Source organism: Saccharothrix obliqua (assembly GCF_019375475.1).
Lineage (GTDB): Bacteria > Actinomycetota > Actinomycetes > Mycobacteriales > Pseudonocardiaceae > Actinosynnema > Actinosynnema obliqua.
Genome location: NZ_JAHXGQ010000002.1, coordinates 384311 through 397744 on the forward strand (window position 1 = coordinate 384311; position 13434 = coordinate 397744).

Here is a 13434-nt window from a genome sequence, read left to right on the forward strand (position 1 = left end):
CTTCGTTCTCTCGTCGGGTCTGGGACGAGCCTAGATCGCATCGCGGACAGGTCCGGTCCTGATTGCTCCGGACGAGTGCGGGCCGCGGTTCCGGCTTACGCTCGGCCCGTGGACCTGCCCGTGCTGCCGCCGGTGCGCCCGATGCTCGCCAAGGCCGTGCCTTCGGTGCCGCGTGGCGAGGGCCTGGTCTACGAGCCGAAGTGGGACGGGTTCCGGTGCGTGGTGTTCCGCGCGGGTCCGGAACTCGAACTGGGCTCCCGCAACGACCGCCCGCTCACCCGCTACTTCCCGGAGCTGGTGGCGGTGCTCGCGCGGGGGCTGCCGGAGCGGTGCGTGGTGGACGGCGAGATCGTCCTGGTCACCGCCGGGGGGCTGAGCTTCGACCTGCTCCAGCTGCGCCTGCACCCGGCGGCGTCGCGGGTGCGCGTGCTGGCCGCCGGGACGCCCGCGTCGTACGTGGCGTTCGACCTGCTCGCCCTCGGCGACCGCGACCTGACCGGCGAGCCGTTCGGCGAACGCCGCCGCCTGCTGGCGAGCGTGCTGGGCGACGTGCCGGGACTGCACCTGACGCCCGCCACGGACGACCCGGACGTGGCACAGGACTGGTTCACCCGGTTCGAGGGCGCGGGGTTCGACGGTGTGGTGGCCAAGCGCACCGACCTGCCGTACATGCCGGACAAGCGGGTGATGTGGAAGGTCAAGCACGAGCGGACGGCGGACTGCGTGGTCGCGGGTTACCGGTCGCACAAGGACGGCGAGGGCGTCGGGTCGCTGCTGCTCGGCCTGTACGACGACGGCGTGCTCCGGCAGGTCGGCGTGGCCAGCGGGTTCAGCGCGGCCCGGCGGCGGGAGCTGGTGGCCGAGCTGGCGCCGTACCGGGGCGTGGTCGACCACCCGTGGGCGGAGCACGGCGGCGGCCAGAGCCGGTGGGCCCCCGGCAAGGTGCTCACCTGGGAGCCGCTGCGGCCGGAGCTGGTCGCGGAGGTGCGTTACGAGCACGTGCGGGGGATGCGGTTCCGGCACATCGCGCGCCTGGTCCGGTTCCGGCCCGACCGGACGCCGGAGTCGTGCACCTACCAGCAGCTCGAAGAGGTGCCGCCGGTCGAGCTGGCGACGATCTTCGGCCGCTGACTCCGCCGAAATCTCCAAGCCCCGGTGGTTCGTTCGGCACCATGCTCACCGGCATGTACCTGATCACCGGCGCGACCGGCACCACCGGCGGACTCGTCCGCGAACTCCTGCTCGCCCGGGGCGAGGCCGTGCGCGGCATGACCCGACGTCCCACCCGGCCCGACGACGTGCACGGCGACTACGCGGACCCGGCGTCCCTTGTCGGGGCGTTGGACGGCGTGAAGGCCGTGTACCTGGTCACCGCGACGATGAACGCGGACCACGACCTCGCCCTGCTGGCCGCCGCACGTGAGGCGGGCGTGCGGCGGATCGTGCGGCTGTCCGCCATCGCCACCGGTGAGCGGTGGGAGGGCGAGGTGATCGCGCCGTGGCACCTGGCGGCCGACGAGGCCGTGCGGGACAGCGGCCTGGGGTGGACCGTGCTGCGGCCGTCGGCGTTCGCCACGAACCTGCTGCGCGACCCCGTGGTGAACCTGACGGGCGACACGCGGCAGGGCGTGATCGACCCGCGGGACGTGGCCGCCGTGGCGGTGGCCGCGTTGACCACCGACGACCACGACGGGCAGGTGTACGACCTCACCGGTCCGGAGGTGTTGAGCGTGCCCGAGCAGGCCGCCGTGCTGGGTGAGGTGCGTGGCCGGCCGGTGCCCGTGGTGGACGCCGACCCGGACGCGGTGGACGCCCGGTGGCGTGCCGGGTTGAGGTGGGCGTTGGCCGGGCGCAACGCGGTCGTGACGGACCACGTGTCCCGCGCCCTGGGCCGCCCGCCGACGACGTTCCGGCAGTGGGCGGAGGAGGTTGGCCGGTGGTAGCCCGGCGTCGGCCGCCGCGGGGTCGTGCCGGTGTCGGGCGGTCCCGGGGCGGCTCGGGACGGGGTCGCCCGGTGCGTGGCGGGGCCCTCAGGCGGCCAGGGCCGCTCGGCCCGCGGCGGTGAGGCGTGCCGGGCCGCCCGCTCCGGCGATCAGGCCGGCGCGGGTCAGGCGTGAGCCCGCGAACTGGTCGCAGCAGCCGATACCGTCGACCAGCAGCGTGCCGCCCTCGAACGCGCAGCGGCCCGCCTCGACGGCACGCAGCACCGCCCGGTCGCGGTGGGTGAGCGGAGTGGTCATGGCACGCGAACTCCCGTCCTTCGGGTGCTCTTTTCACCCGAACGACGCAAGCCTGCCGAAGGCGGGCCGCAGCGCGCGCCGCCAACGGCGCGGCGCACCCGACTCCGTGCACTACCCGCCGCTACTTGATGGCCTCCGCCGCCTGCCGGAACGCCTCCACCAGCTGCGGCCACCGCGTGGCGCGGTCGCGGTTGATGGAGTGCGGCGCGGGGTGGGGCGCGTTGAACACCTTCAACCCGTAACCACGCCCGGAGAGGTTCCAGCCGGTGCCGGCGGGCGTGCCGAGCACGACCACCGCCTTGAGTTCCTTGAGGATGCGCAGCAGCTCCACCAGGTACGGCACCGCGGCACGCAGGTCGGCGGGCGTCGGGGCGTGCCCCTTGAGGTACCAGGGGACGATGTTCCAGCTCAGGCACGCGCTCCGGGCCAGCCCCGACTCCTTCAGCGCGGTGAACGTGTTGACCGCGGTCGGGTCCTCGTTGTCCAGGGAGTGGAGGCCGGACGCCGCGCGCCCGGTCTCCGGGCCCGGCGACTCCAGCAGCAGCAGGACCTTGGACTTCACGCCGCCGCTCGCCGGGTCGAACAGCGGGACGTCCGCCTTGCGCTCACCCGCGACCTTCTGCGCGAACTCGGTGAGGGGCTTCATGTCCGGGGTCTGGAGGAGGGCCTTCTTCCGGGCGACGAGACGGGGGTCGCGGTGGCCTTTGGGTGACGCCGGGAACACGTTGGTGGGCACCAGGCGACTTTCCACCGGAAGGGTCACGGCCGACCATCCTCCGTCCGGGCGGATCAGGTCGTCGCGGAGCGTTCCCACCCCGCGACGACCGGCGCCACGCCTCAGCCGAAGTTGGTGCGCGGGCGCTCCTCGCGCTCGCCGTCCACGTAGATGTCGACCTTCTCGTTGTAGAACGACACCAGCCCGGCGATCCGCTGGCTCTCCGGCAACGGCGTGCGGTAACCCCACACGACGTTCTCGTGCACCTCTCCCCCGACCTCCACCGACCAGTATTCGGCCGTCCCCTTGTACGGGCAGCTCGTGCGCAGCTCGGTGGACCGCAGCAGGTCCTGCCGCACGTCGGTCGGCGGCAGGTAGTACCGCGCGGGCAGGCCGGTCTCGAACAGGATCACCGGCCGCGTCGACTCGGCCACCGTCACGCCGCCCACCTCGACCCGGATGTGCCTGCTGCTGGGCAGCGCGTCGACCCGCGTGTACGGGTCGCGCGGGTGCACGTAGACCCGCTCGTCCTCCTCGAACCACTCGTCGAGGGCGTCCCACTCCAGCCGCACCAGGCCGCGCAACGCCTCCAGCGGCGAGTCCGGGTAACGCAGCCCGGCGCCCGCCGCGACCGCGTCGCCGACCCGCACGTCCAGCACCTCGCCGTCGCCCCGGCTCGGCGAGCGCCGCGACTCGCCGGTGGCCGCGAGGTCGGCCACCACGTCCCCAGCGGGGAAGTAGTACGTCGGGTAGTACGGCTTCTCCCACACCAGCACGGGCCGCACCGTGTCCACGACCAGCGCGCCCGCCAAGTAGGCCCGCACCCTCTTGATCCCCGTCTCGACCCGCACCCGTCCGCGTTCCGCAGCAGTCATGCCCACGACGCTACGCGGCGACGCCGGCGAGCGGCAGCCCACCGCATCCGTCCACAGTGGACGGAGCAGTCATGCCGATCGGCTATCACCGCGGTTATTGGACGGCCGCCCGCCACGCTGGTTGGGTGGCCGCGTGACCGCTGAACCGCACCCCAACGTGGCGTTGATCCACCGCTTCTACCAGGCGTACGGCGGCGACGACGTGGCCGCGCTGGCGGAGTTCTTCGCCGACGACATCCGGTGGACCATCCCCGGCCACCACCCGCTGGCCGGCACGAAGGTCGGCGCCGAGGAGGTGCTGGCGTTCTTCGGCCAGCTCGCGAAGGCGGGGTTCAAGGCGGAGCCGATCTTCCTGGCCGCCGACGGCGACTGGGTGGTCGACCTGCACCGCGGGTGGAGCACCGACCCCGAGGGCCTGGACGTCACGTGGGCGCTGGCGTTCCGCATCCGGGACGGCCGGATCGCGGAGGCGATCAACTTCTCGGCGGACCAGCACGCGGCCGACGCGTACTTCTGGGCGAAGTACCCGCTGGCCGCCGTGCCGGACCGCCTCGCGTGATCAGACGGCCGCCGGGCGTCGTTGCGGCGCCCGGTAGGCCCAGTTCCACAGCGTTTCCACCGGTCCGCGTTCGTGCCTGCCCATCCACCAGGACGCGCCGAGCACCAGCAACGTGGACACCACGAGCCACATGGCGGCGGTGAACCACACGCCGAGGTGCCCGAACCGCCCGGTCAGGTCGAGGCCCCACCGGTAGCACAGCACGGACGCCACGAGGTTCTGCGCGATGTAGCAGGTGAGCGCGGACCGCCCGACCGCCGTCACGCCGCGCCGCAGCGGCCCGGCCTCGGCACGCATCCGGTGGACCAGCGCGGTGATCGCGCCGAGCAGCCCGAACGCCACCAGCGGCGCGCAGACGTAGCGGTCCACGGCGAACCACCCGCTGCCCGCGAGCGCGGTCAGCACGTTCAGCGGCAGGCCGAGCCCGAGACCCCACGCCATCAGCCGTCGTTGGACGCGTCGCCCGTGCGGTGAGTCCTCCAGCGCGCCGCCGCGCAGCAGCATCGCGCCGGCGAGGAACAGTACGGTGCTCAACGGCAGCACGAACACCGCTTCCAGGCGGAACACGACGAAGTTGTCGAGCCGCGAACCGACGTGCGCGAGCCACGAGGACGTGTCGATCACCAGTCCGCCGTCGGTCGAGGCGTTGCCGGTCATCAGCCCCAGCGTCACCACGCCGACGAGCGCGGTGTGCAGCACCGCCGCCCCGACCAGCCAGCCCCACCGCGTCCGGTCACCGCGCCCCACGAGGTACGCCACGAGCACGGACACCAACGCGTAGAACATCAGCACGTCGAACTCGAAGATCAGGATGAAGTGCAGGAGCCCTTCGAACAACAGCAACGCCGACCGCCACAGGTACCAGCCGGGCCAGCGCAGGCCGCGCCGCACCGCGGACCGGTGCTGGACGGCGAGCCCGATGCCGAACAGGATGCTGAGCAGGGCGAGGAACTTGCCGTTGCTGAGCATCCGGAGCAGCGCCTCGCCGGTCCCCGACGCGCCGGTGAGGAAACCACCCGGCCCGGCCGGGTCGGTGAAGATCCAGATGTTGGTGCCGAGCGTGCCCAGGATCGCCACGCCACGCAGCACGTCCAGGGCCGTGATCCGACTCAATGTCCCCCCTCGGGTGTGATCGCACCCGAAGCTAGGGCCGGCTACCCGGTCCGCGAGTCGGCCGATGGTCGCCGCGGGGTCCGCACTTCGGAGGACACCGAGGTCGGTGGTGCGGTCGACACGCCCCTCGCGGCGGGCGGGAGCGGCGGAGCCGGGGCGGCGCGGAACGGGGTGGGGCGGCCCGGCGCGGCGGCTCCGCCTCGGGGATCAGCGGCGGCGGGCGTGCATCCTGGCCATCGCGCCGGCGGCGAGGATCAGGATTATCGCCACCAGGCTCCACCGGCGTTGGTCGCGCACGGTGCGGTGCCTGCTCGCCACCGCCTTGGCACGTGCCTCGGGCAACCGCATCCGCGTGCTCGGCCGCGTCGGGTCCTGGGTCGAGTCCCGGGTCGGTTCCGGCGTCGGCGCCGGTTGCGGCGGGGCCGCGGGTGGCACGCCCGGCGGCGGGATCCGACCGGGCACGGGTGGCACGGCCGGTAGCCGCGGGTCGTCCGGGGGCGGTGGGTCCCGGGTGGGCGGCTGGTCGGACGTCGGGGGTGCCGGGGGCTCCGAGGTGGGCGGCTCCGAGGTGGGCGGCTCCGACGTCGGCGGCTCGGGCGCGGGTGGCTCCGACGTGGGTGGTCGGGGTGTCGGCGGTTCGGACGTCGGCGGGTCCGGGGTCGGCGGTGTGGTCGGGTCGGGTGGCACGGGCGGCACGGAGAGGCAGCCCGCGGCGTCCGACGTGTGCAACCGCGCGCCGACGGACACCTCCGCCACCCCGCCGCTGCCGTCCAGCGCGACCCGGTACAACACGCTCCGGCCGTCGACGTCGTTGTTCGTCGCGTACAACGCGCCGTCCCGGCCGAACACGGCCGCGCCGTACGTGGAACCACCGGGCAGCCGCCCCGCGTCGGCCACCCGCCGCACCCGGCCGCTGCCGGGGTCGATGCTCACCACGTGGGCGTGGCCGTGACCGGACGTCGCCACCCCGTACAGCAGGCCGTCCGCCGGGTTCACGTCGAAGTCGTCCACGGCGATCGACTCGCCGTGCGACCACAACGCGGTCTTGTCCACGATCTCCAGGTACCGCCCGCTCGCCGGGTCGACGTCCACCGCCAGCAGCAGGTGCCCGACCCGCACCAGCAGCCGCTCGCCGACCACCGCGCCCGCCGTGCCGTGCCGCAGCAGCACGGACGGGTGCGACACCACGTCCAGCCGCTTCCCGGAGCTGTCCAGGACGACCACCCGCCCGTCGGCCCCCACGCCGTACACCTTGTCCTGCGGCGCGGAGTACCCGATCGCGTTGATCCGCTCGTCCAGCGCGCCCAGCGACGCCCGCTCGCCGGAGGGCAGTTTCACCGCCAGCACCTCGGACGGGCCGGGCTGACCCGCCTCGACCTGGATGGTCGAGCACACGAGGGCCAGGGCTTCGATCATCCGAACCGCTCAAGGGCCGACTGGAAGGCGTGCGGCCCGATCTCCGCGCCGCCGCCGTAGGGGTTCTGGAGCTGGTACGTCGCGTACAGCAGCAACGTGATCGTGGCCGCGAGGGTGGCGACGATCAGCACGTGCGTGCGCATCAGCGGACCGCCGAACAGCAGCGGCAGGCCGATGGTCAGCACCGAGCCGATCACCAGGACGAACCACACCACCGCGCTGACCCCGCCGTCGGCGGCCTCCAGCCGCGTCTGCCGGGCCTGGTACACCTGCCAGAGCTGGTTCGCCGCCTCCTTCTTGCGGTCCACCTGCCACTCGTCGGTCGCGGGCGCGTCGGACACCACGCGGCGGATGCGGTCGAGCTGCGACCACCCGTCGGTCTCGACCTTGTCGTGCGCGGCCATCTTCGGCCACTCCTCGTCGACGACGGTGCGCGCGTAGTCGCGGGACAGCCGGCGGACCTCCTCGCCGGTGCCCGGGGACAAGGCGTCGGCCGCCCAGGTCGCCGCGACCAGCCCGTCGGCCTCCTTGTACGCGGCGGAGTCGGCGTTGTTCACGGTGTCGAACAACGAGATCAGCACGAAGGCGATCAACACCGCGTGCAGGCCGCCGACGATGGTGAACACCTGCCCGGCGGCCTCGTTGTTGGCCGCGCGGCCTTCCTCCGGGCCGTACTTCCGGATGAGGTACGCCAGCACGGCGGCGGCCACCGCGGCGCCGCCCACCCACAGGAGTCCTGTGGTGTAAACGCTCATCGAGTCGAGGTCCTCTCACCACCGCATGAATTCCACAGACGCGCGAATTCACCGCTTCCGAAAAGGTAGTGAGCGGTGCGGTCCGGCAACAAGACCGTTCATCCGTGTGCCAGGGAACGCCAAGCCGACAGGTGAAATATCGCCCTGATCGAAGGACACCCATCCGAGCGAATCCGCGCGAATGCGGTCCTGTACCGCCGGTCGGGCGAGCGGCTTGGCCCGACCGTGTCCGCCGGCTTCACCATTCCGGTGACCATCCGTCGTGTTACCCGGCGAACAGCAGCGCCAGCCCTCCCGCCGTGTAGCCGACCATGAGCAGCAGCAGCGGGACCTGCCCCGTCAGGTGCCGCTCGGGCGGCAGCAGCCGCAGCGAGCGGTCGTGCGCGGCGACCACGGCCACGAGGTGTCCCGCGAGCACGGCCACGACCTGCACGCAGGCCACGGTCACCGGACCGGCGAGGGTGGTGTCCGGCACGTGGTCGGTCCGGCCGAGCAGCAACGCCACCGCCCGCTGCCCCTCCACCACCAGCAGCGAGTAGTAGTGCGCCACCACGTAACCGGCGATGATCGGCAGCAGCGTGGGCGCCAGCGCGCCGCCGAACGCCCGGCACGCCAGCAGGTAGCCACCCGCGACCAGACCGACCGCGGCGACCAGGCCCACCCACTGCGGCACCGGGGACAACCGCGCCCACGCGGGCGTCGAGCCGATGCTGTCGAACGCCGTGGAGCCCAGGCACACCGCCGCCACGGCCACCAGGCCGGGCCGGACGGGCACCGCGGCCAGCGCCCGGAACGGGTTGCCGCGCACCGGGGACAACGCGCCCAGCAACGTCGAGTACACCTCGAACCCGTCCGCCCGCTCGAACCACACCGGCCCGAACACCACGCCGCCCGCCACGCCCAGCACCGCGTACCCGACCAGGAACCACGGCAGCGCACCGGGTTCCACCAGCTCCACCCACGTGAAGACGAGCAGGCCCGCCGCGGCGGGCCAGTGGCCGAGCCGCTCCGGGTACGGCCGGCTCAGCGACCACCGCGCGGCCAGGCGCAACGGGTTCACCACCCGCCACACCGGGCCGAACAGCACCGACGCCACCGCCACCCCCACCCAGAACAACACGAACACCAGGTGCGGCCAGGCGTTCGCCGGCACGAACGGCAACGCGAGCAGGACCAGGACCCGCAACGGCCACCACTCGCGTGGCGGACCCGCCGGCCGCGGGGTGAACCGGGGTTGTCGCCACAGCACGCCCAACGCGAGGAACGACGCCAGCAACGCCACCGCCGCGCCCTGGAGCACGAGGTCCAGCGGCAGCGGCAGGTCGTGGCGCTCGCCGACGCCGTGCGCGAGGACCGCCGTCACCGCACCACCAACTGCACCAGCAGCGTGTCCGGGTGCGCCTCGACGTCGAACGTGCCGGTCTCGTCGGCGACGAACGCCAGCACGGCGGGCTTGTCCGGCTCCGCCTTGGCCAGCACGTCGAACCCGTGCACGTGGACGTCGACGGGTTTGCCGCTGGACACGGTGAGTTCAACGGACTGACCGCGCACGACGTCGACCCGGTGCGGCGACGGCTCGTCCGCGGACAACGCCAGCTCCAGCGGTCCGGGCGGCGCGGCGGGCGGGGACGAGCACGCCGCCACCACGAGCGGCAACACACACAGCAGGACTCTGATCACCGGGCGATTTCCTTCCTCATGAACGAGAACCCGCCGGCGGCGAGGCCCAGCCCGCCGCCGAGGGTCAGCGCGACCAGCCACCGGTCCAGGTCGGCCGGACCGGCGAACGGGAGTTGCGAGAAGCGGAAGCTGTCGAAGTCCGGGATGCCCGCCACGACCAGCATCGCGCCGACGACGGCCGCGACGAACGCCGCCGCGGGTTTGCCGCGTGCCGCCGCGACGACGGCGACGACGGCGAGCGGCCAGCACACCAGCCCGACCCCGCTCGCGCCCGCCAGCAGCGGCACGAACGGCTCACCGGTCACGGCGAGCGTCGACCCCGCGGCGTGCGCGACGTTGCCCGCCGTCACCACCAGCACCCCGGCAGCGAGCAACCCCTTGGCGCGCTTCAACTGGAACGCGGCGACCGCTATGCCCAGGGTGGCCGCCAACCACCACAGCGGGTTCGGTCCGGGCGTCACGTCGACCCGCCCGCGCACCACCGCCGGGCCGAGCGGCACCTCCCACTCGGGCGCGGTGGTGCGGTCGTCGCGGAACCGCCACACCTCGCCCGGCCGCACGGTGCGGCCGGCGACCTCCAGCGGCACGGGCCCGTCGTTGCGGATCTCCAACTGCGCGCCGTGGTTGACCATCCGCGCGGTCACGCCGGGCAACGGCGGCTCCACCCCGGTCACGGTGCTGAGGTGGTCCTGCGGTGTCAGGCCGCCGGCGTGCGCGTGCGCGGGTGGCGCCGCGCCGAGCAGGAGCACCAGCACCAGCAGCAACACCCTCACCGGCGCGTCGGCACGAGCACCACCGCGAGCAGCAGCCCGTGCAGCGCGGCGACCAGCGGCGCGCCGGTCCACATCTCGGTGACGCTCGGCAACGCGCCCGCCCCGATCCCCGCCGCCGCGAAGAAGAGCACCCACGTCGCCAGCGGTGCGGTGAACGCGAACACCCGGTACTCGCGCAACCGCTCCTCGGACGGCCGCAACCACCACAGCAGCACGTCGACCACCACACCGGACAACACGAAAGCCGCCGCCGTGCCCAGGTTCTCGTAGTTGGCGACGGCGGTGCTGAGCAGCGCCACGACGACCTGGAGCAGCGTGGCGACGCCGATCGGCAGGCGGAACCGCCGCGCCGCCAGCAGCAGCGGCGCGAGCAGCACCAGGTTGGTGATGGTGATGGCGGCGGCGAGCCGGTTCGCCGCGGCCGAGCCGCCTTGGGCCTTGTCGAAGCTGAACGACCGCAACACGCCCTGCGGCCCGTAGACGGTCGCATCGGCGTACTGCACGAACAACAAAACCAACGCGGTGCTGAAGGACAACGCCAGCGCCGCCGGCAGGAACCGCCGCAGCGACGGGGCGACGACCGCGCGGTCCGACCACAACGCCCGCAGCGGCGTCGTGAGGATGACGATCATCGACGTGATGAGGCCGAGGTGGGTCGGGCTGTAGAGGATGTCGATGCCCTGCTCGATGCCGATGAACGTGTGCCACAGGTAGTCGCCGAACCCGCACACCGCGAACACCGGCAGCGCCAGCACCGCGAGCCCGTACCCCTCGGGCACCGCGGCGAGGCCGCGCCTGCCCTCCTGCACGTTGCGCCACACCACCCACAGGACCCACGCGGCCGTCGCCGCGAACCCCGAGTAGAAGACCGCGTGCCACGGCGTGAAGAACGTCTCCAGCTCGGGCACGTTCGAATGCGCCCAGGCGTCGAGGAACAGCCCCAGCGAGAACCACGTGCCGAGCAGCACGGTGACGAGGTCCGTGCGGTACGAAGCCCTGATCCGCTCCTGTTGCACCATGCGGACGAGGTTCCCGGTCCGGTCGCCCGCGCCGGAACCGTGCCACCACCCGCTCGTGGTGCGGTTAACCGCACCTATCCGTTGAGGTAACGCAGGACGGCCAGGACGCGGCGGTGGTCGTGCGGGCTCGCGGACAGGCCGAGCTTGGTGAAGATGCCGGTGCAGTGCTTCTCCACGGTGCGCTCGGCGATGTGCAGCCGCGACGCGATGGCCTGGTTGGTGCGGCCCTCCGCCATCAGCGCGAGCACCGCCCGCTCCCGCTCGGTCAGCCGGTCGTCGCCGCCACGCCGCCTGCCGATCAGCCGGGCCACCACCGCCGGGTCGAACGCCGAGCCGCCGGCGCCGACGCGGCGGACCGCGGCGGTGAACTCGGCCAGGTCGGACACCCGGTCCTTGAGCAGGTAGCCCACGCCGTCCGCGCCCTCGTCCAGCAGTTCCGCCGCGTAGCTGACCTGGACGTACTGGGACAGCACCAGCACGCCCGTCGCCGGGTACCGGCGACGCAGCGACACCGCGGCGCGCAGCCCCTCGTCGGTGCGCGTCGGCGGCATCCGGATGTCCACCAGCGCGACCTCCGGCCGGTACCGGTCGACCGCCGCCACCAGGCCGTCCGCGTCCGGCACGGCCGCCGCCACCGCGAAACCCGCCTCGGTCAGCAGGCGGGCCAGCCCCTCCCGCAGCAGCGTCGAGTCCTCCGCGATCACGACCCGCACGGCAGCACCACCCGCACACTCGTCCCCTCGCCCGGCACGCTGAGCACCGCCAGCGAACCCCCCGTCGCCGCCACGCGGTCGGCCAGGCCGCGCAGCCCGGAGCCACGCGCGTCCGCGCCGCCGCGCCCGTCGTCGTCCACCCGCACCTCCAGGGTGCCGGCGCGGGTCGTGACGACGACCCGCGCGCGAGTGGCCCCGGCGTGCTTCGTCACGTTCGCCAACGCCTCCGCCACCACGTAGTACGCCGCCGTCTCCACCTGCGGCGGCACCGGTCCGGCCAGCTCCACCACCGGTTCCGCCGCCGGGTCGGCGAGCGCCGCCAGCTCGCGCACCGCGCCGTGCAGCCCGCGTTCGGCCAGCACCGGCGGCAGGATGCCGTGGCACACCGCCCGCACGTCCTCGATGGTCGCGAGCACGGCGGACTTGGCCTCGCCCACCAGGTCCCGCGCGCGCTCCGGCGGCAGCGCCTCCGCCAGCCCGAGCGTCATCGCCACCGACAGCAGCCGCTGCTGCACGCCGTCGTGCAGGTCGCGCTCCAACCGCCGCCGCTCCGCCTCCGCCGCGCGCACCAGCCGGGCACGCGACTCGTCGAGCTGCCGCAGCCGGGCACGCAGCTCCGCGGTCAGCCGCTCGTTGTCCAGCGCCAGCGCGACCGCCGCGCACGCCGCGTCCACGAGTTCCACGTCCAGCCCGGGGTCGTGCAGCAGCAGGGCGACCGGTGACCCGCCGCGGTCCACGCGGGTCTGCACCCGGGAACCGTCCGCCACCACGGGCGCGCCGGACGCGTCCACGTACCGCTGCTGCGACGCCACCCAGTACCCCACGCGCAGCCCGGGATCGCGCAACGTCGCCGCCAACGCCTCGCGCACACCCGCCCGCGGCCCCTGCCCGTTGAGGCGCACCACCAGGTCCGCCACCCCACCCCGGTCCACCCGGCGGCGCAACAGGCCCGCGAGGTAGGCGAGCGGGATGCCGGTGAGGGCGAGCATCAACGCCACCACGGGCGGGTTCAACCCGGCCCGCTCGACCGGCCGCCACGCCGCGAACACCAGCACCGCCACCACGGACGCGCCCAGCATCGCGGTCAGGGTGCGCCGCTGCGCCAGGCTGCTGCACGTCCAGCGGTGCAGTTGCAACCCGAGCATGGCCGACCCGATCGCCACCGTGAGCGGGGTTTCCGCGTCACGCACCACGTAGGCCCACTCCTCCCGCGACCGCGCCGCCGCCGTCACGAGCACCACCGCCGCGTACCCGGACAACACGACGGCGCGGCGCGGCGCGGTGAGCAGCCGCCCCGTCGGGAACGCCACCACCAGGTGCCCCAGCACCGCGGGCCACGACTTCGCCACCAGGTGGTGCGCGAACGCCGGGCCGTCCCACAGGCGGTCGACCGACCACAGCACGCCCGCCAGCACCAGCAGCAGGCCGATCCGGTTGCGCGGCTGGGCTTTGCGGCTGAACGCGCCCGCGGTCACGTACACCGCGCTCACCGCGAGGACCGCGGTCGTCAGCAGCATGGCGTCCAACGTAGCGGCCGGGCGGGTGCGGGCCGCAGCGCCGACCGCCGGCGGGGTTG

General features: G+C 73.6%; 15 protein-coding genes. 3 read left to right on the forward strand and 12 right to left on the reverse strand.

What is annotated here, in order from left to right; translation table 11 throughout:
• Nucleotides 1-108 precede the first annotated feature (108 nt).
• Nucleotides 109-1131: an ATP-dependent DNA ligase gene (locus tag KZQ38_RS07740; RefSeq protein ID WP_219439949.1), complete on the forward strand. Its 1023-nt coding sequence runs from the start codon at nucleotides 109-111 to the stop codon at nucleotides 1129-1131.
• 53 nt (nucleotides 1132-1184) lie between these two features.
• On the forward strand, nucleotides 1185-1943 hold the full coding sequence (locus tag KZQ38_RS07745; protein WP_219439950.1) for an NAD(P)H-binding protein: 759 nt from the start codon (nucleotides 1185-1187) through the stop codon (nucleotides 1941-1943).
• 87 nt (nucleotides 1944-2030) lie between these two features.
• Here KZQ38_RS07745 and KZQ38_RS07750 read toward each other — a convergent pair whose 3' ends face one another.
• From KZQ38_RS07750 to KZQ38_RS07760, 3 genes are all read right to left on the reverse strand, one after another.
• Nucleotides 2031-2240, reverse strand: a complete 210-nt coding sequence (locus KZQ38_RS07750; protein WP_219439951.1) for a hypothetical protein — start codon at nucleotides 2238-2240, stop codon at nucleotides 2031-2033.
• Nucleotides 2241-2361: 121 nt separating this feature from the next.
• Nucleotides 2362-2976 (reverse strand): uracil-DNA glycosylase, encoded by a 615-nt coding sequence (locus KZQ38_RS07755; RefSeq protein WP_219439952.1) that lies wholly within the window; start codon nucleotides 2974-2976, stop codon nucleotides 2362-2364.
• 101 nt (nucleotides 2977-3077) lie between these two features.
• A complete protein-coding gene (locus KZQ38_RS07760; RefSeq protein ID WP_219439953.1) occupies nucleotides 3078-3830 on the reverse strand; it encodes a DUF427 domain-containing protein in 753 nt (250 codons plus the stop codon).
• A 133-nt stretch (nucleotides 3831-3963) separates the two neighbouring features.
• Between KZQ38_RS07760 and KZQ38_RS07765 the strand changes: the two genes are divergently transcribed.
• Nucleotides 3964-4389, forward strand: a complete 426-nt coding sequence (locus KZQ38_RS07765; RefSeq protein ID WP_308258299.1) for a nuclear transport factor 2 family protein — start codon at nucleotides 3964-3966, stop codon at nucleotides 4387-4389.
• On the opposite strand, the gene KZQ38_RS07770 is transcribed toward KZQ38_RS07765, so the two are convergent.
• The 9 genes from KZQ38_RS07770 to KZQ38_RS07810 form a co-directional block, all read right to left on the reverse strand.
• The gene (locus KZQ38_RS07770) at nucleotides 4390-5502 is read right to left on the reverse strand and encodes a DUF418 domain-containing protein (RefSeq protein WP_257900960.1); all 1113 of its coding nucleotides are present in this window, start codon (nucleotides 5500-5502) and stop codon (nucleotides 4390-4392) included.
• A gap of 207 nt (nucleotides 5503-5709) precedes the next feature.
• Nucleotides 5710-6918: a DUF6923 family protein gene (locus tag KZQ38_RS07775; RefSeq protein ID WP_219439955.1), complete on the reverse strand. Its 1209-nt coding sequence runs from the start codon at nucleotides 6916-6918 to the stop codon at nucleotides 5710-5712.
• Nucleotides 6915-7673 carry a bestrophin-like domain gene (locus KZQ38_RS07780; RefSeq protein ID WP_219439956.1) on the reverse strand — a complete coding sequence of 253 codons (759 nt, stop codon included), beginning with the start codon at nucleotides 7671-7673 and terminating at the stop codon, nucleotides 6915-6917. The genes KZQ38_RS07775 and KZQ38_RS07780 overlap by 4 nt, the downstream gene beginning before the upstream one ends.
• Nucleotides 7674-7938: 265 nt before the next feature.
• A complete protein-coding gene (locus KZQ38_RS07785; protein WP_219439957.1) occupies nucleotides 7939-9036 on the reverse strand; it encodes a hypothetical protein in 1098 nt (365 codons plus the stop codon).
• On the reverse strand, nucleotides 9033-9353 hold the full coding sequence (locus tag KZQ38_RS07790; protein ID WP_219439958.1) for a hypothetical protein: 321 nt from the start codon (nucleotides 9351-9353) through the stop codon (nucleotides 9033-9035). Before KZQ38_RS07790 ends, KZQ38_RS07785 begins: the two co-directional genes overlap by 4 nt.
• Nucleotides 9350-10126 carry a hypothetical protein gene (locus KZQ38_RS07795; protein ID WP_219439959.1) on the reverse strand — a complete coding sequence of 259 codons (777 nt, stop codon included), beginning with the start codon at nucleotides 10124-10126 and terminating at the stop codon, nucleotides 9350-9352. The genes KZQ38_RS07790 and KZQ38_RS07795 overlap by 4 nt, the downstream gene beginning before the upstream one ends.
• A complete protein-coding gene (locus KZQ38_RS07800) occupies nucleotides 10123-11145 on the reverse strand; it encodes a hypothetical protein (RefSeq protein ID WP_219439960.1) in 1023 nt (340 codons plus the stop codon). Before KZQ38_RS07800 ends, KZQ38_RS07795 begins: the two co-directional genes overlap by 4 nt.
• A 74-nt stretch (nucleotides 11146-11219) precedes the next feature.
• Entirely contained in the window at nucleotides 11220-11858 is a 639-nt protein-coding gene (locus KZQ38_RS07805; protein ID WP_219439961.1) for a response regulator, read from the reverse strand.
• Nucleotides 11846-13375 carry a sensor histidine kinase gene (locus tag KZQ38_RS07810; protein WP_219439962.1) on the reverse strand — a complete coding sequence of 510 codons (1530 nt, stop codon included), beginning with the start codon at nucleotides 13373-13375 and terminating at the stop codon, nucleotides 11846-11848. The genes KZQ38_RS07805 and KZQ38_RS07810 overlap by 13 nt, the downstream gene beginning before the upstream one ends.
• Nucleotides 13376-13434 lie beyond the last annotated feature (59 nt).